This is a genomic window from Bradyrhizobium sp. S3.2.6 (genome assembly GCF_040546885.1).
Lineage (GTDB): Bacteria > Pseudomonadota > Alphaproteobacteria > Rhizobiales > Xanthobacteraceae > Bradyrhizobium > Bradyrhizobium cytisi.
Genome location: NZ_JBEPOS010000008.1, coordinates 120,748 through 140,793 on the forward strand (window position 1 = coordinate 120,748; position 20,046 = coordinate 140,793).

Here is a 20,046-nt window from a genome sequence, read left to right on the forward strand (position 1 = left end):
GCCTTGCGACACTCCCCTCAAAACAAGACTACATAGGGGAGAGAACGATGCCGGGTCGTCGCAAAAGCCTTGCTGCCCTTGCCATGCTTACTGCCGGAGTGCTCGTCACGACACCGGCCGTGGCAGAGAAGACATACGATCCCGGCGCCAGCGACACCGAAATCAAGATCGGCAACATCATGCCCTATAGCGGACCGGCGTCGTCCTATGGCGTGATCGGCAAGACCGAGGCCGCGTTCTTTCGGATGATCAACGATCAGGGTGGCATCAACGGCCGCAAGATCAACTTCGTCAGCTATGACGATGCCTACTCGCCGCCGAAGGCGATCGAGCAGGCGCGCAAGCTGGTCGAGAGCGACGAGGTGCTGCTGATCTTCCAGGCACTCGGCACGCCCTCGAATTCCGCGATCATGAAATACATGAACGCCAAGAAGGTGCCGCAGCTCTTCGTCGCCTCCGGCGGCACCAAGTTCGGGGACCCGAAGAACTTTCCGTGGACCATGGGCTTTCAGCCGAACTACCAGAGCGAGGGGCGGATTTACGCAAAGTACATTCGCGACAATTTCCCGAACGGTAAGATCGCGGTGTTCTGGCAGAACGACGACGCCGGCAAGGACCAGTTCAAGGGCCTGAAGGACGGGCTCGGCGACAAGGCCAGCATGATCATCGCCGACAAGTCCTATGAGGTCAGCGATCCCTCGATCGACTCGCAGATCGTCGCCTTGCATGATTCCGGTGCCGACATCTTCTTCTCATGGGCAGCGCCAAAGGGCTCGGCGCAGGCGATCCGGAAGGTCGGCGAGCTCGGCTGGAAGCCAAAGTTCTTCCTGGCCAACACCGCGACCTCGGTCGCCTCGGTCCTGAAGCCTGCCGGCCTCGACTATGCCAAGGACATCATCTCGACCGTCTATCTGAAGGATCCGACCGATCCGACCTGGGACAAGGATCCGGCCGTGATCAAATGGCGCGAATTCATGGACAAATATTACCCTGACGGCGACAAGGCCAATTCCAACAACATCTACGGATACGTGCAGGCCGAGGCGATGGCGCAGGTCCTGAAACAGTGCGGCGACACGCTCACGCGCGACAACGTCATGAAGCAGGCGGCCAACCTGAAGAACTTCCACACCGACCTGATGCTGCCCGGCATCATGGTGAATACCTCGCCGGACGATTATTTCCCGATCGAGCAGATGCAGCTGATGCGCTTCAATGGGCAAGCCTGGGAGCTGTTCGGCGACGTCATCACCGGCGAGGTCGGTCACGAACGCAGCCAGTAGTCAGGGTCGGGCGTTGCGCGGTCGAAGCGTGGCGACGGTCATGCCGATTGCGCCGCGACGAGGCGTTCCGGGGCCAAATGTTGCCCGAGGAAATCGCGGGCCTGGGTCTGGTAGCCGAAACGCTCGGCAAGCTCGGAGCGGCGCGCGCGGATTCGGCCACGACATTCCTCCTGCCGCGCCAGCACGCGGGTGACGGAGGCCACGATCGACTCGGTCGCGAACGGATCGAAATAATCGGCGAGCTCGCCCGCGACCTCGCGGAACACGGCGATGTCGGAGCAGAGCACCGGCGTGTTTGCAGCCAGCGCCTCGATGATCGGCACGCCAAAACCTTCGGCGAAACTCGGCATGATCAGGCCATGCGCGTCCGCGATCAAAGCGGCCTTCTCGTGCTCGTCGACATAGCCGGCGAAACGAATGTTTGGCGGAAGGTTGCGCATCCGGCTGATCTGGCCGGCCAGGCCGATCACCACCAGATCGGCCTGGGGGATGTTGCGGAACGCGCGAATGACGGTGGCGACGTTCTTGCGCGGCTCGTTCGAGACGATGACGACAAAGCTCGGCCGCCCCGGACGCCCCGACGGGGCTGGGAGGTGCAGGACATCCGGGGCGTCGAACCGGGTGCGGGGATACACGACCCGCGCCGGCAGGTGCGCAAATTGCGGTAACAGATTCCTGAACCGCATCATGCTATAGTTTGAAACGAAGGCGAGCTCGTCGGCCTGACGCAGGCTGGTGAGCAGCCGTGACAGGAACAGCCGCGTTGCGACGTCGCTGAGCTTGAGATCGGTGAGCGGCAGCAGATCGTGCACGACGCAGATCACCTTGGCATCCGGTCTGCGTTTCACCGACACCCGTGTCGGCGTGTCGATAACGATGACGTCATAGTCGCGCGCGTCGATCCGTGGCGGCGGCAGCAGGAAGAAGGCCGAGGAGTCCTGATAGCTGTAGAATCCGGGCTCGAGCTGGAAGTCGCGGAACAGCTCGAGGTGGCGCAGATCCGGCGGGATGTATTCGAGTGCCGCGGTGCTGTTCTCGATCAGCCGCGCGTGCAGGCCGCGCAGGCCGATCGCACGCAGGAAGCAGGCGATATAGTCCAACGACACCGACATGGTGGCCTTGTGGCGGACCCAGTCGAGCGTGCGCCGCAAGCCGCTGCGCGTCGCCGGCTCGCTCATGTTGATCTCGTCGAGGAATCGATAGAGCGCCAGGAGCTCGATATTGCGCGACTGCGTCGGGAACAGCTTTGTGCGCCGCTCGCGCCGGCGCAGCTTGCGGTACCGCCGCGTGGTCTCGACCAGCAGCGTAAGCTCATGGCCTTCGGCTGCGAGCGAGCGCATCAATTCGCGGGTGAAATGGAAGATGCCGCGCTTGTGGTTGGGCTCGCCGAGCGCCTCGGACACGACAAGGATGTTCTGTTTCATGCGCGTTGCTCGCGGAGCTCGAAGGAAAAGGGCGACGGTGGCTCGACCGCGACGGTCGAGGCGATGCGGCCGTGGTCGAGATTGATGATGCTGGTGCAGGTGCGGCGCAGCAGCGGCTGGTCGTGCGAGGCGATGATCACGATCGCGGCCTGCGAGACCAGGTTCTGCAGCCGCCGCTCGGCCTTCCCGGCAAAATGCTCGTCGACCACGCTCAGCCATTCGTCGAGCAGGAGGATGTCGGCCGGAAAGGCGGTCGCGGTCGCGAACAGCACGCGCATCAGCATGCCCGAGGAGAACATCCGCAACGGCAGCCGCTGCATGCGCTCTTCGAGCTCGGTGAAGGCCCAGATCTCATCGAGCACGGCGCGTGTCGGCTTGCGGCCGCTGATCCGCAGCAACAGGGCGATGTTGTCCTCGGCGATGAAGTCTAGGTTCACGCCGGCATTGAGGCCGAGCAGGGGCACGACATTGCCACTGACCGCGACGCGGCCGCTGCTCGGCGGATAAACCCCGGCGATCAGCCGCAGCAGCGTCGACTTGCCGGAGCCGTTGGGGCCGGCAAGCCCGATGCGCGTGCCGGCCTCGGCTTCGATCGTGACATTGTCGACCGCGCGGATGATCCGCGTCTCGCCCTTCTCGCGGATGAGGTGGCCGAGCAGGCGCCGCTTCAGCGAGAAGTCGTAGGCACCGTAGAGGGGATAATCGAGACAGACATTGTGCAGGTTGATCGAGGCCATCGGTCAGATCCAGAACGCGGCTTTGCGCAGATGGACCAGCGTCAGCACGCTCGCACCGAGCAGCAGCGCCAGCGCCACCAGGACATAGATGATGCTGGTCGCATCGACATGGCCGCCGGCCAGCGGCTCGCGCCACACCGCGAACAGATGGGTCAGCGGATTGAGCCGCATCACGGTGGAGCGGTGATTGATCATGTCGGCGGACCAGATCACGGGCGAGGCGAGGAAGGCGAGCATCAACGTCGATTCGATGATCGGCTTGAGGTCGCGATACCGCGTCGCCAGCGCGCCGAGGACGAGGCTCAGGCCGAAGGTGCAGATCACGAACAGCGACAGGCCCGGGAGCGCTGCGAGCGCGCCGGAGAGATCGTGCGGCGTCAGCAGCAGCCACAGCAGGAGCGGGACGCAGGCATTGTGCAGGGCGAACAGCCCCTGGCGGAACGTGCATTGCAGAAGGAAGATCACCGGCGGCAGCGCCCGGTCGCGGATCAGGCTCGCGGAGTTCTGCAGCGCCGTGGTCGCATCGAGCACGACGCTGTTGAGAAAGGTCCAGGCCGTCATCGACAGGGCCAGCATCGGCAGCCGCGCCAGCATGTCGGCGTTCGACATCTGGCCGATCACCGAGCCGAGCACCGCGACCACGATCGCCATCTGCAGCGACATCCAGAACGGACCGAGCAGCGAGCGCACATAGCGGTGGCGCATGTCGGACCAGGCCAGCGCTGCAGCGATCCGCAAGCTGTCGAGCCAGCCCGTTGGCTGCGGCGCCTCGGCGACGGGCGCGGCATCGCCGCAGGGGGCGGTGACGGCCGCGCGGTAGACGGATTCCATGCCTTCCCTGAAGGCGGTGGCGGAATAGCGGCTCACGGCGCGGGTCCGGGCCGAAAGCCCCATGCGGCGGCGGCGCTCGGGATCGCTGATCAGTGCGTCGATGGCTTCACCGAGTTTCTCGGTGTCGCCCGGCGGCACGGTGATCGCCTCCATGCCGTGACGGGCAACACGCGGCACCGCCGTCTCGAGCGCGGTGTTCACAACGGGGCGGCCGGCGGCCATGGCTTCGAGCTGGGAGAGTCCGAAGGTCTCGGCATTGGTGACGGACGGCATCACGAAGACGTCGGCCAGGCACATCAGCTTGATGCGCTCGCAGTCACTGACGGAGCCGAGCAGGCGAACGCGGTCGCCGAGGCCAAGCTCGGCGATCAGCTGCTCGAGCCGGGGCCGCTCGGCACCTTCGCCGATGATCCAGGCCTCGAACTTACGGTCGACGGCTGCGCGGATCAGCACGTCATAGCCCTTGTAGGGCACGAGCCGGCCACAGGCGAGCACGAGGCGGCCGCGATCGTTGACGTGGTGTGGCTCGATCTTCGGCCAGTCATAAACACTGGTGTCGATGCCGAACGGCACGACATGGCATTTGTCTTCGAATTCCCGCAGCAGCGGCGTCTCGTCGACCAGGACGCGGTCGGAGACGATGATCGCCTTGGCGCGGCGCAGCGTCCGCCGCATCAGGGGCTCGATGAGCCAGCGCAGACCCGAATGGGTGACGATGTCGGCATGCCAGTGCACGACCAGCGGCCGGTTGCGCCCGAAGCCGAGGGCGAAGACGAGGTCGGCGAGCGGAAAGGGCGCATGCAGCGCCAGCAGATCGTGCTCGGCGATCTTCTGCCACAGCCGCCAGGGATAGGCGGGCGCGGCCGGCAGCGACATCACGTTGCCGTACGAGCGGACGCGCTCGACCGGCACGTCATTGACGATGATCTCGCGCCGGTCGGCCGATTTCGAGCAGGTCAGCACGGCGGAGGCGAAGGTGTCCTTCAGGCTGGCGCAGATGTCACGGATCACCGTGAGCGTGCCGCCGAACAGGTCGGGATAGTAGATCTTGAAGATGTGCAGCACCGACGGACGGCGCGGGGTGTCGCTTGTGTGATGCATGATGGCGTCAGCCCGCGAGCAGTGCTGCGACGAACGGTGCGGCCAGCACCGAGATGAAGATCACGCCGCGCAGCAGCGCCGGCAGCATCGGCTCGATTGCGCCGGCCGGGCTCCGGTCGGGAAACGGCACAGCACGCAGTGAACTGGAATTGCGGACCAAGCGGTCAGCCATGGTGTTGTCCCTTTACGTCGCGCCCTCAGTGAGGCTCCGTATATGTGGGAAAATTTACCACGTCAATTGCAAAACTGGAAAATGTGGGATTGTGTCCCACGTATGGCGCGGGTACAATTCAGACATGAATGCCAGGTCCGGGCCCAAAGCGGCGGCTCCAGAGCCGAATGCCGCAGCAAAGCTGCACGCGCCGCTGGCGCGGCTGCTGCGCCCGCTCGTGCGGCTCTGTATCCGCACTGGCATGACCTTTCCGGCACTGGCGCAGCTGCTCCGCGAGCTCTTCGTCAACGTCGCCGAGCATGATTTCGCGCTCGAGGGCAAGGAGCAGACCGACAGCCGCGTCAGCCTGCTCACCGGCGTCCACCGCAAGGAGGTGGCGCGGCTGCGCGGCGCCGGCGCACCGGTGCACGAGACGCCGGCGGCGCTGTCGTTGACGAGCGCGGTGATCGCGCGCTGGCTCGCCGCGCCTGAGTTCACCGATGCGAGAGGCGAGCCGCTGGCCTTGCCGCGCACGGCCGAGGGCGATGCGCCGTCATTCGAGCAGCTCGTCGCCTCCGTCACCAAGGACGTGCGCCCGCGCGCAGTGCTCGACGAATGGGTCGACCGCCAGCTCGTCACCATCAATGCGGCCGACGAGATCGAGCTTGTGGAGGCGGCTTTCGTCCCGAGTGGCGCGGACGACAGCAAGTGGCACTATCTCGGCCGCAATCTGCACGACCATATTGCGGCCGCCGCCGAAAACGTATCGGGGCCGGCGCCGCGCTTCCTCGAACGCGCGGTGCATTACAACAACATCTCGCCGAAGCTTGCGAGGCGCCTCGAGGCACGCTCGCGCGAGCTCGCGATGGATGCGCTGAAAACCGCCAACCGCGAGGCCAATCGCGCGCTTGCCAAGGACAAGGGCGGCGACGCGCGCTGGAATTTCGGAATCTACATCTACAGCGAAGACGCCGATGAGGGCGAGGCCAAGGACGTCAGCAAGGAAAACGGCAAGGATGATGGCAAAGAGGGCAGCTCCTGATGAGCCGGCCGCCGCTGATCTCGCGCCGACTGCTGCTGACCGGATTCTGGCTCGCCGGAACGGCGATCGCGCGTGCGCAGGTCAAGCGCGGCACGGATCAAGGCATCGGCGGCACCGGATTCACGCGCGGTGACGATCATGGCATCGGCGGCACCGGCATCGTCGGCGTGATCCAGCGTTTCGGCAGCATCTACGTCAATGGCGAGCGGGTCACCTATGCGAGCGACGTGCCGGTGCGCATCGACGGCGAGGCGGCGAGCCCGAAGGCGCTGCGCATCGGCCAGCTCGCCCGCGTGGTGGCGACGCGGCAGGCCGACGGCACCCTCGTCACGCGCAACATCGCGATCGCAAGCGAGGTCTCCGGGCCGATCGAGCAGGTCAAGGGCAATGAGCTGACGGTGTTGGGCCAGAAGGTCGTCGCGGGCAGCAAGGAGAGCAAGCTCCGCGCCGGCACGCAGGTCGCCGTCTACGGCCTGCGCCGGACCGACGGCGTGATCGTTGCAAGCCTGGTCGAGCCTCGGAAGGACGCAGCCGAACGCGTCACGGGCCTGGTCGAGCGCGGGCCCGACGGGCTGCATATTGGCGGGTTGAAGCTGAGCGGCGTCGATCCCTTGCTGGTCGGCCAGCGCGTCCAGATCGAGGGCAGCGCGAGCCAGGGCGCGATGCAGGCTGCGCGCATGCGCATCGACGATTTCTCGGATCTCGTCGGCGCAAGCCGGCTCTCGATCGAGGCCTATGTGCAGCGTGCGGGCTCCAGCCTGCAGCTCGGCTCCGGCTTGGTGGCCCGCGACAGCTCACGCTTCGGGCCGGCCGCCGGTGAAGCGCGCATGGTCGTCAATGGCGTGTTCGATCGCTCGCGCGGCTTGCAGGTCGAATCGACGCAAGCGATCGGCCCGGGACCGGGCACGCCTCAGCCTGGCGGCGGCAGTCCCGGCCGGTCACCCGGCGGCTCGATCATGCATCCGGACCGCGGCACGCCGAACCCGGGTAACAGCCGGCCGGGCGGACCGGCTGCGCCCGGATCTAATCCTGGTGCAAACCCAGGCCCCGCGCCAACAGGACCGAGCGGCCCGTCAGGCCCCGGCGGTATGGGCGCGCCCGGTGGGCCGATGGGCCCCGGTGGCGGAATGGGTGGTGGCGGCTTAGGCGGTCCCGGCGGCGGGATGGGCGGCGGCCGGCGCTAGGGATGAAAATAAGAGGGCCCTAACGCGCCCTCGATAGAAAGGAGCGCAGACGGTCGTGACGCGGATCATCAAGGACCTCGGCCGGTGCACCGCTTTCGACGATCCGGCCCTTGTCCAGAAACCAGACTGTGTCCGCGACTTCGCGCGCAAAACCGATCTCGTGCGTGACGACAACCATCGTCATGCCATCCTGCGCCAGCGTCCTCATCACCCGCAGCACCTCGTTGACCATTTCCGGGTCGAGCGCGCTGGTCGGCTCGTCGAAAAGCATGACGTCCGGATCCATCGCGAGCGCGCGCGCGATCGCGACGCGTTGCCGCTGTCCGCCGGACAGGCGCGACGGCAAGGCGTCGGCCTTGTCTGCCAGGCCGACGCGGTCGAGCTCGCTCATGGCGCGGTCTCTGGCCGCAGCCTTGCCCATCTTTCGGAGACGTTCCAGCCCCAGCGTGATGTTGCCGAGGACAGTGAGATGCGGAAACAGGTTGAACGCCTGGAATACGAAGCCGACGCGCTGACGCAAACGGTTGATATCGACACCACGCCCGGCGACGTCCGCTCCCTCGAACAGCACTTGTCCGCCTTGAATGGCTTCCAGGCGCGTCACCGCACGAATGAGCGTCGATTTGCCCGAGCCCGATGAACCGAGCAGTGTGACGACCTCGCCGCGTTTCACCTCGCCCGTCACGCCGGCCAGGACCTGGTGCTGGCCAAACCATTTTTCGACGGACTCGAAGCGGATCATGGCTGCCCTCATGCCGGCTGGGCGCCGAGCCCACCGCGTTCGGCGGTCAGCCGTCGTTCCAGCCAGCGCGCCGCCGATGTCAGGGTGAAGCAAAGCGTGAAATAGGTCAGCGCAAGCAAGCCATACACCTCGAACGGTTGCGTCATGAGCTGGTTGTTGACCTGGCTTGCCGCAAAGGTCACCTCGTTGGCGCTGATGACGTAGCCAAGCGAGGTCTCCTTGATCGTGGAGACGAACTGGCTGACCAAGCTTGGCATCATGTTGTGCAGGACTTGCGGCAGAATGATCTTGAAGGTGGTCGGAAAGTAGCCGAGGCCCAGGGCCCTTGCCGCCTCAGCCTGGCCTTTCGGCAGGCCTTCGATCCCGGCCCGGATAATTTCCGACAGATAGCTCGCCTCGTAGACGATAAGTGCAAAGAGCAGCGTCTCGACGCCTCCGACCGTGTGTCCAATCAACAGCGGCAGCGCGAAATAGGTCCAGAAGATGAACATGATCAGCGGCAGGCCGCGCACGATGTAAACCACGGCGGTGGCCGGTCCGCGAAGCCAGCGACGCGCACTGAGACGCGCCAGCGCGAGCGCAATCGCGACGGGAAAGCTGAGAGATAAACCAGCCACGGCGAGGAGCAGCGTCATGGCGAGGCCACCGACGGGGCCGTGCGGATATTGCCCGATCAGAAACAGAAGCCAGTTGTCCTCGAGGATCTCCAGCATCAGCGGATCTCGAGTTTCAGCCGCCGGTCAGCGAAGCTGCCGAGCGCCATGATCGCGAAGGAGATCGCTAGATAAAGGATGGTTGCGACGGCAAACGCCTCGAACGTCTTGAACGTGTAGCTGTCGACCTCACGCGTGCGATAGGTCAGCTCGCCGACGCCGATCGCCATGGCGAGGCTGGTGTTCTTGAACAGAAGCAGGGTCTGGTTGATCAGCGGCGGGATCACGATGCGCAGCGCCTGCGGCAGGATCACGTAGCTCATCGCCTGGAGGTAGTTGAACCCGATCGAGCGCGCGGCCTCGTATTGCGTCTTCGGGATCGAGCGAATTCCACTGCGCAAATCCTCGGTGATATAGGCCGCGCTGGCGAGGCCCAGCGCCACCATCGCGAGAAGAAACTCGCTGTGGTGGCTGTTGACCCACATGCGGATGGCGCGAGGCAACAGTTGCGGGACGCCGAAATACCAGACCAGGATCTGAACCAGCAGCGGAACGTTGCGATGATATTCGACGTAACCCGCGACCAGCCATTCGAGCGGCCTGAACGGAAGCATGCGGACCAGCGTCAGGATGATCCCGATCGTCATTCCGAGCAGCCAGGCCGCCACGGTCAGCGCGATCGTCGTCGCCAGTCCCCAGATGAACCAGTCCAGATATTGGCCGGTCAGGACTGCGGCCGGGTCGAAGACATAGCCCATCGTAAGTCATGCACTCCGGATGTTCAGTTTCGCGCTCGATGTGAGGGGATCAGCCCTTGATCTCCTCGATTTTGAAATCCCGCTTCATGTCATAGACGGTTCCCGGCCCGAACCACTTAGCAAAAATCTTGCCGGCTTCTCCCGATGCATCCAGATCGGCCAGCACCTTGTTGACCTGATCCTTGAAAGCCGCTTCGCCCTTGCGGACGCCGAGCCCCCAAGGTTCGAGGAAGACCGATTTCTCGACGATCGACATCGGCGAGGACGCCTGCGCCTGTTTGCGGAGCTTCACCAGGATCAGCTCCGAGGCGCAAAAGCCATCGACCTTTCCCTGAACGACCGCAAGAAAGGCCGAGGATGAATCCTGAAAAGTCACAGTTTCTGCCGTTGGTATGACACGCCTGACGCCCTGTTCCGAGGACGATCCCTTGAGGGCGCTAACCCGCTTGCCGGAGAGCTGATCGAGCGTCGCGATGCCGGAATCGGCAGACACCAGCACCTTCTGCTCGCTGACAAAGTACGAATAGCTGTAGTCGATCTGTTGCGCGCGTTCCTTCGACCAGCCGAGATTGGCCGCGAGGATGTCGACCCGGCCCTGTATCAGCTCGGGGATACGTGCCTCAACGGCCATCGGCTTGATCTCGAGCGCGACACCGAGCGACTCCGCGACCTTGCGGCAGATGTCGATGTCGTAACCGACGATTTCACGCGTCTTCGGATCCTGGAAGCTGAACGGCTCGGCCGTGCCGAGCGTTCCACAGACCAGCTTGCTGCGGGCCTTCACATCGGCAAGCTCGTCGGCCTTTGCCACGCCGACGACCCCGGTGATCAACAGGAGTCCGGCGGCGGCGATCTGGAACAATCTCATGGCTGTTTCCTTCATCCTTCTGCAACTAGCGCAAGGCCGCACAGGTTCGCGCCAGCCGTGTGCAGGCTTCCTCGATCTTCGGCAATGAGGTCGCGATGGACATGCGCAGATAGGATGACATGCCATAAGCCGTGCCATCGATCACTGCGACGCCGGCGGCATCGAGGAAGTGCATGACGACGTCCAGATCGGTCTTCAGGGTCTTGCCTTCGGGCGTGGTCTTCCCGATCAGGCCGGCGCAAGACGGAAACACATAAAAGGCGCCGTCGGGCGGAAGGCAAGAAAGGCCGGGAATGCCGTTCAGCAAGGCGACCGCACGATCGCGGCGAAGGCGATACATCTCGCGGGCCTCAGTGACAAAACCCTGATCGCCTTCGAGCGCTGCGGTCGCCGCCGCCTGGCTGATCGCGGACGTGCAGGACGTCGACTGCGACTGGATCGTGTTCATGGCGGCGATGAGCTCTGCGGGCCCCGCGCCGTAGCCAAGCCGGAAGCCAGTCATGGCATAGGTCTTGGAGACGCCGTTGACCAGCAGAGTCCGTACCCTCAGCCGAGGCTCGGCGGCAACGATGCATGGAGTTGCCCCGCCGTCGAAGCGGATGTGCTCGTAAATGTCGTCGGTCATGACCGCGACATGGGGATGCCGCAGCAGCACATCGGCGAGCGCGCCGATCTCGGCGGCGGAATAGAACGCGCCCGTGGGATTGCACGGAGAGTTCAGAATGAGCCAGCGCGTTTTGGGCGTGATCGCTGTTTCCAGAGCCTCGGCCGATAGCTTGAAGCCCGCGTTCTCGCCGCAGCTCACGGTCACCGGCGTGCCGTCGCAGGCCTCGACCATGTCGGGGTACGAGACCCAATAGGGTGCGGGGATGATCACCTCATCTCCAGCTCCGAGGGTGGCGGCGAGTGCGTTGTAGATGACTTGCTTGGCGCCGCCGCCGACGGAGATCTCGTTCATGGCATAGCGAACGCCGTTCTCGCGGGCGAGCTTTTCGATGATCGCCTTGCGCAGTGTCGGCGTTCCGTTGACTGGCGTGTAGCGCGTCTCTCCCGCTTCGAGCGCGGCCGCAGCCGCTTCGCGGATATGCTTCGGCGTATCGAGATCAGGCTCGCCGGCCGTGAGATCGATGACGTCGCGTCCCTCGGCCTGGAGCTGGCGGACCCGATCCCGCGCGACCATGCTTGGCGATGGTTTGATCCGTTGAACCCTCGGGGCAAGGGCGATGGCACCAGCACGGCTCATGACGTTGCCCCTTGGGCAGGAGCGTTGCCGGTGCCGATATAGGAATTGTCGACGCGGCCTTCTCTGATGGCCGCCAGTGCGCCGGCCTCGCGCACTTCCTGCTGTCTGACTCGGTCGAGTAGCTCCGGGGCAACGGATCGGTCGAAGGCCACGACACCATCCTCGTCGCCGAGAATGACATCGCCCGGCATCACCACCATGCCGTCGATCGAGACCGGCACGTTGATCTCTCCGGGGCCTGATTTGTAGGGACCGCGATGTGTGACACCGCGCGCGAAGCAGGGAAAGCCAGCTTCGGCGAACGCGGCGACATCGCGAACGGCGCCGTCGATGACGAAGCCGGCGACTCCCATCGCCTTCGCGCGTGTCATCATGATCTCACCGACCAGGGCCTGGTTGAGATCGCCGCCGCCATCGACCACGAGCACGTCGCCTGGCCGGAGCAGCTCATAAGCCTTGTGCAGCATGAAATTGTCGCCGGCACGAGTCTTGACGGTGATCGCGGTGCCGATCAGGTGGCCGTTGCCATGGAACGGGCGGAGCGTTCGGGTGCCGTGCAGCCGGTTCATGTTGTCAGATACGATCGCGACCTGCGCCGCCGCAAAGTCGGCGATGATTGCAGGCGGGACCGAGGGCGGTGAGGGAAGCAGTCGATGACCGGGCAGGAGCATATGGGCAAAACCGATGGGCTGTGCGCTGGAGCGCAGATTTCGCTTGAAGCCTGCCCTGTGGTGGGCTTGAAGAAAAGTGAATATTTTTCTATGTCTGGGATCGCTTTTTTCGATTGATGGGCATTGATGCCATGGTGGGTCTGACGCTGAAGCAGGTCGAAGCGTTCTACTGGATCGCCGAATTGGGCGGGGTGGTTGGCGCCGCGGAGCGGCTGAACCTGGCGCAATCGACTATCTCCAAGCGCATCGCCGAATTGGAAGCAACGGTCGGGAGCGCGCTGTTCGATCGCAACAGTCGAAAGATCAGCCTGACGCGCAGCGGCGAAAATCTGATCGAGCTCGCCGCTGAGCTGTTGGAGCTCGAGGCGCGAATGCGCCAGGTCGCGGCAGGCCCGCTGGCTTTCAGTGGTGCTTTCCGATTCGGCGTCACCGAACTCGTGGCGCTGACCTGGCTCCCCAAGCTGATTGTGGCCATGAAGGAAGCCTATCCGGCGGTCATTCCAGAGCCCGAAGTGGAGTCCAGCGTTGTGCTGCTCGACAAGCTCGCCGATCGTCGCCTGGATCTCGTGATTGGTCTTGATCCGCCGGCCAGTGCCGACTTCAACGCACTGCCGCTCGACAGCGTTACGCTGCAATGGATGTCGGCGCCCGGCGTCGGCCCCAAGGCCGATGAGGCGGCGCTGGAGGAGATCGCCCGCTACCCGATCCTCACCCAGGGGGAAGGATCAGGCTTGCAGAAGCTCGTTCTGGATTGGCTGGGCGTGAGCGGCATCAAGCTCAATCGCGTCGTCAAGTGCAACAGCCTGAGTGTCCTCTCGGCGCTTGCCGTGGCCGGGCTCGGCATCACCTTTCTCACCGAGCAGTATTTCCGGCATGAGATCGAGATCGGTCTCTTGCGCACGATCAGGACGTCGCCGGCCATCCCGCAGATCAGATATTTTGCCGTGACGCGTGCGGACGCCGTCGATCCGCTGGCCGGGCAGATCGCGCGGATTGCGCGTGAATGCTGCGACTTCTCGCTTCGAGGCTTGTCGGCGCGGCGTGTCCGAGGGGCCTAGCCCGCGCTGAGACGCACGCCGGCGCGCAAAAACTTCTGCGGATCGACAGCTTCGCCATCGATGCGGGTTTCGTAGTGTAGATGCGGGCCGGTGGAACGTCCCGTCGAGCCGACGAGGCCGATGACCTGGCCGATCTTCACGATCTCACCGACCTTGACGTTGATCTCGGAGAGATGGCCGTAGCGGGTCGACAGCCCGTTGCCGTGATCGACCTCGACCATGCGGCCATAACCGCCGGACCAGCCGGCCGAGACCACCTTGCCGTTGGCCGTGACGCGCGCCGGATCGCCGGTCGCGGCACGGAAATCGAGGCCGGTATGCATTGCGGGCCGGCCGAGGAAGGGATCGCTGCGCACGCCGAAGCCGGAGGTGAATTCGACCTCGCCGACGACCGGCTTGCGATAGGGCACCTGCGCCAGGGTGCGATTGAGCCGGTCCATGTCGGCGCGGGTGACGTTGATGCGATAGAGCTGCTTCTCGAAGGGACCTGCGTTCGCGGTGAGCTTCACCGGCACGAACGGACCGCCCATCGCGGCGCGCGGCACGGCGGCCTCGAGATTGGCGAGGTTCAGGCCGAGGTCGCTGACCACGCCGCGCATCCGCCGCATCCGCGAATCCATGCCTTCCTCGACGGCGCTGAGCGCCGCAACCTGGCGGCGCTCGACCTGATCGAGCGAGTTCGTCAGCCGGACCAGGACATTGTCGAAGCCCTGATTCTTGGCGAATTGATTGATCGGCGGGGCGATCACGGCCGGCGCACGCGATTCGAGCCGGGCTTCGCGGTCAGGCGGCGCTACGAAGATCACGGTGTCGCTGATTGGCGACGGTTTGGGTGTGCCTTGCGTCGTCGTCTGGTTCGCGTCGCCACGCTGCGACGCCGCGCGCGGGATTGACCCGGTGACATCAGGCATGGCGCCCAGCGCCGTGGCCCTGGACTCCAGCGCCGTCTGGCGCTTCATGATCTGGTCGAGCTTCTGGTCGAACTGCTCCTGGTCGAGCAATTGCCGACTGGTGGTACGGTCGACCTTGGCGCGCAGCTCGGCGATGCGGTCCTCATAGGCGTATTGCATCTCGGCCTGACGGGCGATCAGCCGGGTCAGGACGTCGTCGCGGAAGGCGAAATAGGTGGCGGTCGCCGCTGACCACAGCCCCAGCAGCACGACGGTGCCGACCACGATCCAGAACACGACAGGTCCGAGGCGAACCTGCTTGCCGTGATGCAGGATCGTGTAGGCGTCGTCGGCATCGGGCAGGGGAATCGCAGCGGCCGCCGGGGCAGCACGGCGATGGAAGGCGCGTCCGTGGTCGTGGGGGTGATGATGAGGGTACTGCGAATATTGGGCAGAACTTTTCGACATCGGCACTCCCGCGCCGATCGGAACGGTTCCTTGCGGCTCAATTGCCGCAGCAATCTGGGCCAGTCATGGTTAATTTTTCGGAAACGGGAACGCTCGATTTTAACGGGCTGGTTAAAGACTTCTTGCAGCTAGCAGCACCTCGTCCGCATGTCCGTCGACCCGGACATTGCGCCAGATCCTGGCCACCTTGCCGTCGGATCCAATCAGCACCGTGGTGCGAAGAATCCCGAGGAAGCTCTTGCCGTACATGGATTTTTCGCCCCACGCGCCATACGCCTCCAGCATCTCATGCTGCTCGTCCGAGATCAGGGGGATGCCGAGGCTGTGCTTGTCGCGGAACTTCTCCTGGGCCTTTAACGGATCGGCCGAAATGCCGAGAACGGCGGTGCCGGCAGCGGTAAAGGCATCCTTGAGCCGGGTGAAGTCGATCGCCTCGCGGGTGCAGCCCGGTGTGTCGGCGCGAGGGTAGAAGAACAGGACGAGCTTCTGGCCGGCATAGTCCGACAGGGTGACGACGTTGCCGCCGTCGCGGGGCAGGCGGAAGGCCGGCGCTTTCTGGCCCTCGGCCAAGGACTTTGCTGACAAGGACTTTGCTGACAGGGACCTTGCTGACAACGACTTTGCTGAAGCGGCCGACGCCGACGCGGCGAGCTTAGAGGTTTTTTCAGAAGATTTTAACCGTTTCGATGCGGCCTTATGCGATGCTGCCTTGGCGCCTGCTTTGCTTGATTTGCTTGCCGATGTCGGATGTGTTTTCGCGCCACGTGTTTGCGTCGACGCCCGTGTTTTCTGGGTCTTCTTTTTAGCGGTCGGACTGCCGGAGGGCGTTTTGGGCGATTTCTTTCGGGATTTCTTGGACATACGCCTTCCTTTCGTCGCTTTCGACGGGTCAACCAAAGCGGTATTGCAGCTCTCGTCCGGTATGCCGGATTCGCGCCCTCGGCTGGGCAATTTTGGCGGCGACGGAGTATGGTTACAAGGAATTCCACGCACCACCCCACTGCTCGTTGAACGCGCTCCCGGGGCGAAATGACGAACAGCAGGAACATTCGAGGTATGGCGCCAATGCCGGGGCGGGAAGCGTCGATTCCCGTCGACGGCTGCGGTCCCGGCGGCGCTCGATCCTATGACGGGCGCCTGTATCGAGAGGCAATGGCTAGGAATACGTCGCCCCAGGATCACAATCGGGACGTCGATCGGCGCGGCGGTCATCACACGCTGCCGGAATGGGACGAGGCCGACTGGGATCAAGACCAGGAAGAGGAGGCGGGTCATCGCGCACGCCGCCTGTTGTCGCGTTCCAGTTCGCGCATCCCCGTCGGTGACGGTTTCTCAGCGTTTCGGCGGGTGCTGCCGAGCGGACGCTGGCTGCGCTGGATGGCTCTCGTCCTCGGCGCCCTGATCGTCATCTTCGTCGGCTGCTTTGGAGCGCTGTGGTGGCGCCTTGGTGCCGGTCCGATCAATCTCGACCTGGCGACGCCCTGGCTCGCCGCTGCCATCGAGGACAATATTGGCCACGGTAACACCGTGGAGGTCGGCGGCACCCAGATCGAGCGCGCCGGGCGGGTCCGGATTGCTGTGCGTATCCGCGACATCATCGTCCGCGATCACGACCATGCCATCGTCGCCAGCGCACCGAAGGCCGAGGTGCGGCTGTCGGGGGCAGCACTTCTCACCGGACATCTGCGCGCCGAAAGCCTCAACCTCGTCGATGCCGAGCTTGCGATCCGGATCGCACCTGACGGGACCGTCACGGTGTCAGCCGGCGACACGGCGAAGCCGCTCGCAACCGGCGTCGCGTCCAAGAAGGAAGCGGGCCTGCCGCCGACATTCCCGCGCAATGGCGTTCCGCCGCCGCCCTTCGGGATGGCGCCTGCGACCCCCGACGCGTCCCTGGCCGCACCTCAGCCGGTCGCGCAGAGTGGAATTCTTCAGGGCCTCGACTGGCTCGACAGCCTGAGCTTGACCGGCCTCGACGGCCAGAACCTCAACGAGATCGGTCTCAAGAACGGCAATCTGATCGTCGACGATCAGCAGCGCGGCAGCAAATGGACGTTTGAGAACATCACGCTCAGCCTGCGCCGACCGACCCATGGCGGCGTCGCGCTCAGCTTCGGCGAAGAGGGCGCGCGCCCGTGGTCGCTGCGCGCCACGATCGGACCGAGCGAGAATGGCGTACGCTCGATCGATATCCGCGCCGACAAGGTCTCGACCGCCAACATCCTGCTCGCGCTGCGCGTCAAGGACCTCACCTATACGGCCGACCTGCCTCTGACCGGCGAGCTCAAGGGTGAGCTCGGCCGCGACGGCGTGCCGACGTTCTTCCGCGGCAAGGTCATGATCGGCGCGGGCAATATCATCGACACCGACACGCCCGATTATCCGATGGCGATCGACTCGGCCGAGATCAACGTCGAGTGGGATGCGGGACGGCGGGTGCTGGTCGCACCGTTCAAGATCATCTCCGGCGCCAATCGCATGACTCTGCTCGCCCACCTCGAGCCGCCCAACGGCACCACCAACGACTGGCAGCTCGGCTTCAGCGGCGGTTCGATCCTGCTCGGTGGCATCGACAACGAGCCGCCGCTCGTCTTCAACCGTATCGCGATCGGCTTCCGCTTCGACACCGATCACAAGCGCATGCTGCTGACGCAGGCTGATATCTCCAACGGCGAGATCGGCGTCGCCGGCACCGGCGCGATCGATTATTCCGGCGAGCCGCGCCTGACGCTCGGCTTTGCGGGAACGCCGATGTCGGCCTCCGCGCTGAAGCGGATGTGGCCGACACTGGTGGTGCCCGAGTTGCGCCAATGGGTGATCGAGCGGATCGAGCGCGGCACGCTTCAACGCATCGAGGTCGGCATCAACTCGCCGACGCGGAACCTTCCGCGCAAGGGACCGCCCATTCCCGATGACGGCCTGTCGGTCAACATCGTGGCAAGCGGCGTCGCGGTTCGTCCCGTTGACGGCATGCCGATTGTGCACGACGCCGATCTGAAGGCCCACGTGACCGGACGCACCGCCACCGTGAATATCGCTCAGGGCATTGCCGACACGCCCGCGGGCCGCAAGATCACCATCTCCGACTTCACCTTCGAGGTGCCGGACATGGCGCCGAAACCCTCGCCGTCGCGGACCCGATTCCGTGTCGATGGTCCGGTGCCGGCGGCGGCCGAAATGTTGTCCAACGATCGCCTGAGCGATCTGTCGTCGACCGTCGTCGATCCCAACACGGCCAAGGGCACCTTCACGGCCAATATCCAGCTCGGCCTGCCGGTCAAGGGCGAGCTGACCAGGGCGGACACCGTCTACGCCGTCACTGCCGATCTCAACGGCTTTGCTGCCGACAAGCTGGTGATGAACCAGAAGCTCGAGGCCAACAATCTCAAGATCGTCGCCAACAACCAGGGCTACCAGGTCAAGGGCGACGTCAAGATCAACGGGCAGGCGGCCTCGCTCGACTACCGCAAGGCGACCGATGGCGATGCGGACGTCAAGCTGCAGACGACGCTGGACGACGCCGGCCGTGCGCGCCTTGGCTTCGACCTCAGTCCTGCCGTCAGCGGGTCGGTGCCGGTCAAGGTGTCGGGCAGGATTGCCGGTGGCCCTGACCAGACCACGAAGCTCGGCATCGAGGCTGACCTCACCTCGGTCAAGCTCGACAACATCCTGCCCGGCTGGGTCAAGCTGCCGGGCAAGTCGAGCAAGGCGACGTTCAAGGTGGTGCCGACGGCACAGTCGACCCGGCTCGATGACATCGTCATCGAAGGCGGCGGCGCCTCGATCAAGGGCTCGCTGGAAGTCGACCCGAACGGCGACCTCATGAATGCGAACTTCCCGATCTACGCGCCGTCCGATGGCGACAAGACGTCGCTGAAGGTGGAGCGCGGTCAGGACGGCGTGGTCCGTGGCACGATGCGCGGCGACGTCTTCGACGGCCGCGGCTTCCTGAAGTCGGCGATCTCAGGCAATTCCAAGGACGACGGCAAGAGCAAGCTGAAGAACGTCGATTTCGACATCGACGTGAAACTCGGTACGGTCGCGGGCTTCAACGGCGAGGCGATGCGCAGCGTCGATGCCAAGGTGTCGAAACGCAGCGGGGCGATCAAGGCGTTCTCGCTGAGCGGCCGGATCGGCCAGAACACGCCGGTAGCGGCGGACTTGCGCGGCGGGCGTGCGCAGGGCAGCCGCGAGGTAATCTATCTCCAGACCAATGATGCCGGATCGCTGCTGAAGTTCACCGACACCTATACCAAGGCGATCGGCGGCCAGATGGTGGTGGCGATGGAGCCGCCGACATCCGAGCCGACCACGGCGCGCGAAGGTCTCATCAACGTGCGCGACTTCACGGTGAAGGGCGAGGCGCAGCTGGAGCGCGTCGCCGCGGGCGCGCCGAACGGCACTCCGGGGGGCAGCGGCGTTTCCTTCAGCGCCTTGCGCGCCGAGTTCACCCGGCAGAACGGCGCGCTCACGGTCCGCGATGGCCTGGTCAAGGGGCCGATGATCGGCGCCACCATCGAGGGGTCGATCGATTATCCCGGCAACCAGGTGTGCATGAGCGGCACCTTCGTGCCGATGTATGGCGTGAACAACATCTTCGGCCAGATCCCGTTATTTGGCCTCTTCCTCGGCGGCGGCGACAAGGAGGGGCTGATCGGCGTCACCTACGAGGTCGTCGGCACGCCTGCGGCTCCCGTGATGCGCGTCAATCCGATCTCCGCGATGGTGCCCGGCGTGTTCCGCAAGATCTTCGAGTTCAACACCGGCAAACAGAACACGCCGTTCGACGAGCTGCCGTCGTCGCAGTCTGGCGACAGCCCGACGACCACGGCAAGGCCGCTGTCGAGCGGTTGCAAGCTCTCGCAGCGTTAAGCGCAGAAGGCCGCTTCGTCGCGGCTCAAATCATCTGTGGCCATCCTTCGAGACGCCCGCCTCCGGCGAG

18 protein-coding genes are annotated in these 20,046 nt (G+C 64.6%); 6 read left to right on the forward strand and 12 right to left on the reverse strand.

The genetic code is table 11. The features are described 5' to 3' along the window. Nucleotides 1–47 precede the first annotated feature (47 nt). Entirely contained in the window at nucleotides 48–1,283 is a 1,236-nt protein-coding gene (locus ABID58_RS17070; protein WP_354033477.1) for an ABC transporter substrate-binding protein, read from the forward strand. 38 nt (nucleotides 1,284–1,321) lie between these two features. Here the strand turns inward: ABID58_RS17070 and ABID58_RS17075 are convergent, their stop codons facing one another. The 4 genes from ABID58_RS17075 to ABID58_RS17090 are packed head-to-tail and all read right to left on the reverse strand — an operon-like array spanning nucleotide 1,322 to nucleotide 5,548. Beyond that, nucleotides 1,322–2,707 carry a glycosyltransferase family 4 protein gene (locus ABID58_RS17075; RefSeq protein ID WP_354033478.1) on the reverse strand — a complete coding sequence of 462 codons (1,386 nt, stop codon included), beginning with the start codon at nucleotides 2,705–2,707 and terminating at the stop codon, nucleotides 1,322–1,324. Continuing rightward, nucleotides 2,704–3,444 carry an ABC transporter ATP-binding protein gene (locus ABID58_RS17080; protein ID WP_354033479.1) on the reverse strand — a complete coding sequence of 247 codons (741 nt, stop codon included), beginning with the start codon at nucleotides 3,442–3,444 and terminating at the stop codon, nucleotides 2,704–2,706. The genes ABID58_RS17075 and ABID58_RS17080 overlap by 4 nt, the downstream gene beginning before the upstream one ends. Nucleotides 3,445–3,447: 3 nt before the next feature. Further along, nucleotides 3,448–5,376 carry a glycosyltransferase gene (locus ABID58_RS17085; RefSeq protein ID WP_354033480.1) on the reverse strand — a complete coding sequence of 643 codons (1,929 nt, stop codon included), beginning with the start codon at nucleotides 5,374–5,376 and terminating at the stop codon, nucleotides 3,448–3,450. A 7-nt stretch (nucleotides 5,377–5,383) separates the two neighbouring features. Next, entirely contained in the window at nucleotides 5,384–5,548 is a 165-nt protein-coding gene (locus ABID58_RS17090; RefSeq protein WP_354033481.1) for a hypothetical protein, read from the reverse strand. 124 nt (nucleotides 5,549–5,672) lie between these two features. On the opposite strand from ABID58_RS17090, the gene ABID58_RS17095 reads away from it, so the two are divergent. Further along, complete coding sequence (locus ABID58_RS17095) at nucleotides 5,673–6,569, forward strand: DUF6502 family protein (protein ID WP_354033482.1); 897 nt, start codon at nucleotides 5,673–5,675, stop codon at nucleotides 6,567–6,569. Continuing rightward, on the forward strand, nucleotides 6,569–7,753 hold the full coding sequence (locus ABID58_RS17100; protein WP_354033483.1) for a DUF5666 domain-containing protein: 1,185 nt from the start codon (nucleotides 6,569–6,571) through the stop codon (nucleotides 7,751–7,753). Before ABID58_RS17095 ends, ABID58_RS17100 begins: the two co-directional genes overlap by 1 nt. A gap of 19 nt (nucleotides 7,754–7,772) precedes the next feature. Here ABID58_RS17100 and ABID58_RS17105 read toward each other — a convergent pair whose 3' ends face one another. The 6 genes from ABID58_RS17105 to ABID58_RS17130 are packed head-to-tail and all read right to left on the reverse strand — an operon-like array spanning nucleotide 7,773 to nucleotide 12,688. Further along, nucleotides 7,773–8,495, reverse strand: a complete 723-nt coding sequence (locus ABID58_RS17105) for an amino acid ABC transporter ATP-binding protein (RefSeq protein ID WP_354033484.1) — start codon at nucleotides 8,493–8,495, stop codon at nucleotides 7,773–7,775. 8 nt (nucleotides 8,496–8,503) lie between these two features. Then, complete coding sequence (locus tag ABID58_RS17110; RefSeq protein ID WP_354033485.1) at nucleotides 8,504–9,208, reverse strand: amino acid ABC transporter permease; 705 nt, start codon at nucleotides 9,206–9,208, stop codon at nucleotides 8,504–8,506. Next, entirely contained in the window at nucleotides 9,208–9,906 is a 699-nt protein-coding gene (locus tag ABID58_RS17115) for an amino acid ABC transporter permease (RefSeq protein ID WP_148748853.1), read from the reverse strand. Before ABID58_RS17115 ends, ABID58_RS17110 begins: the two co-directional genes overlap by 1 nt. A gap of 49 nt (nucleotides 9,907–9,955) precedes the next feature. Continuing rightward, nucleotides 9,956–10,774, reverse strand: coding sequence for an ABC transporter substrate-binding protein (locus tag ABID58_RS17120; RefSeq protein WP_354033486.1), 819 nt, complete (start codon nucleotides 10,772–10,774; stop codon nucleotides 9,956–9,958). Nucleotides 10,775–10,799: 25 nt separating this feature from the next. Then, entirely contained in the window at nucleotides 10,800–12,017 is a 1,218-nt protein-coding gene (locus ABID58_RS17125) for an aspartate transaminase (protein WP_354033487.1), read from the reverse strand. Continuing rightward, the gene (locus tag ABID58_RS17130) at nucleotides 12,014–12,688 is read right to left on the reverse strand and encodes an RraA family protein (protein WP_354033488.1); all 675 of its coding nucleotides are present in this window, start codon (nucleotides 12,686–12,688) and stop codon (nucleotides 12,014–12,016) included. The genes ABID58_RS17125 and ABID58_RS17130 overlap by 4 nt, the downstream gene beginning before the upstream one ends. Here ABID58_RS17130 and ABID58_RS17135 point away from each other — a divergent pair. Both ABID58_RS17135 and ABID58_RS17140 read left to right on the forward strand, forming a co-directional pair. Further along, nucleotides 12,671–12,805 carry a hypothetical protein gene (locus ABID58_RS17135; protein WP_354033489.1) on the forward strand — a complete coding sequence of 45 codons (135 nt, stop codon included), beginning with the start codon at nucleotides 12,671–12,673 and terminating at the stop codon, nucleotides 12,803–12,805. The two genes, ABID58_RS17130 and ABID58_RS17135, sit on opposite strands and share 18 nt — an antisense overlap. After that, nucleotides 12,805–13,746 carry a LysR family transcriptional regulator gene (locus ABID58_RS17140; RefSeq protein ID WP_354033490.1) on the forward strand — a complete coding sequence of 314 codons (942 nt, stop codon included), beginning with the start codon at nucleotides 12,805–12,807 and terminating at the stop codon, nucleotides 13,744–13,746. Before ABID58_RS17135 ends, ABID58_RS17140 begins: the two co-directional genes overlap by 1 nt. On the opposite strand, the gene ABID58_RS17145 is transcribed toward ABID58_RS17140, so the two are convergent. Next, nucleotides 13,743–15,104: a M23 family metallopeptidase gene (locus ABID58_RS17145; RefSeq protein ID WP_187434579.1), complete on the reverse strand. Its 1,362-nt coding sequence runs from the start codon at nucleotides 15,102–15,104 to the stop codon at nucleotides 13,743–13,745. The genes ABID58_RS17140 and ABID58_RS17145 overlap by 4 nt on opposite strands. Before the next feature lie 111 nt (nucleotides 15,105–15,215). Further along, on the reverse strand, nucleotides 15,216–15,965 hold the full coding sequence (locus ABID58_RS17150) for a peroxiredoxin (protein ID WP_148748788.1): 750 nt from the start codon (nucleotides 15,963–15,965) through the stop codon (nucleotides 15,216–15,218). Between the two features lie 204 nt (nucleotides 15,966–16,169). Between ABID58_RS17150 and ABID58_RS17155 the strand changes: the two genes are divergently transcribed. Beyond that, the gene (locus tag ABID58_RS17155) at nucleotides 16,170–19,976 is read left to right on the forward strand and encodes a YhdP family protein (protein ID WP_354033570.1); all 3,807 of its coding nucleotides are present in this window, start codon (nucleotides 16,170–16,172) and stop codon (nucleotides 19,974–19,976) included. Nucleotides 19,977–20,046 lie beyond the last annotated feature (70 nt).

Coding starts and splice junctions, on each gene's coding strand:
- ABID58_RS17070 (WP_354033477.1), top strand. CDS start 48: ATGCCGGGTCGTCGCAAAAGCCTTGCTGCCCTTGCCATGCTTACTGCC.
- ABID58_RS17075 (WP_354033478.1), bottom strand. CDS start 2,707: ATGAAACAGAACATCCTTGTCGTGTCCGAGGCGCTCGGCGAGCCCAAC.
- ABID58_RS17080 (WP_354033479.1), bottom strand. CDS start 3,444: ATGGCCTCGATCAACCTGCACAATGTCTGTCTCGATTATCCCCTCTAC.
- ABID58_RS17085 (WP_354033480.1), bottom strand. CDS start 5,376: ATGCATCACACAAGCGACACCCCGCGCCGTCCGTCGGTGCTGCACATC.
- ABID58_RS17090 (WP_354033481.1), bottom strand. CDS start 5,548: ATGGCTGACCGCTTGGTCCGCAATTCCAGTTCACTGCGTGCTGTGCCG.
- ABID58_RS17095 (WP_354033482.1), top strand. CDS start 5,673: ATGAATGCCAGGTCCGGGCCCAAAGCGGCGGCTCCAGAGCCGAATGCC.
- ABID58_RS17100 (WP_354033483.1), top strand. CDS start 6,569: ATGAGCCGGCCGCCGCTGATCTCGCGCCGACTGCTGCTGACCGGATTC.
- ABID58_RS17105 (WP_354033484.1), bottom strand. CDS start 8,495: ATGATCCGCTTCGAGTCCGTCGAAAAATGGTTTGGCCAGCACCAGGTC.
- ABID58_RS17110 (WP_354033485.1), bottom strand. CDS start 9,208: ATGCTGGAGATCCTCGAGGACAACTGGCTTCTGTTTCTGATCGGGCAA.
- ABID58_RS17115 (WP_148748853.1), bottom strand. CDS start 9,906: ATGGGCTATGTCTTCGACCCGGCCGCAGTCCTGACCGGCCAATATCTG.
- ABID58_RS17120 (WP_354033486.1), bottom strand. CDS start 10,774: ATGAGATTGTTCCAGATCGCCGCCGCCGGACTCCTGTTGATCACCGGG.
- ABID58_RS17125 (WP_354033487.1), bottom strand. CDS start 12,017: ATGAGCCGTGCTGGTGCCATCGCCCTTGCCCCGAGGGTTCAACGGATC.
- ABID58_RS17135 (WP_354033489.1), top strand. CDS start 12,671: ATGACCGGGCAGGAGCATATGGGCAAAACCGATGGGCTGTGCGCTGGA.
- ABID58_RS17130 (WP_354033488.1), bottom strand. CDS start 12,688: ATGCTCCTGCCCGGTCATCGACTGCTTCCCTCACCGCCCTCGGTCCCG.
- ABID58_RS17140 (WP_354033490.1), top strand. CDS start 12,805: ATGGGCATTGATGCCATGGTGGGTCTGACGCTGAAGCAGGTCGAAGCG.
- ABID58_RS17145 (WP_187434579.1), bottom strand. CDS start 15,104: ATGTCGAAAAGTTCTGCCCAATATTCGCAGTACCCTCATCATCACCCC.
- ABID58_RS17150 (WP_148748788.1), bottom strand. CDS start 15,965: ATGTCCAAGAAATCCCGAAAGAAATCGCCCAAAACGCCCTCCGGCAGT.
- ABID58_RS17155 (WP_354033570.1), top strand. CDS start 16,170: ATGCCGGGGCGGGAAGCGTCGATTCCCGTCGACGGCTGCGGTCCCGGC.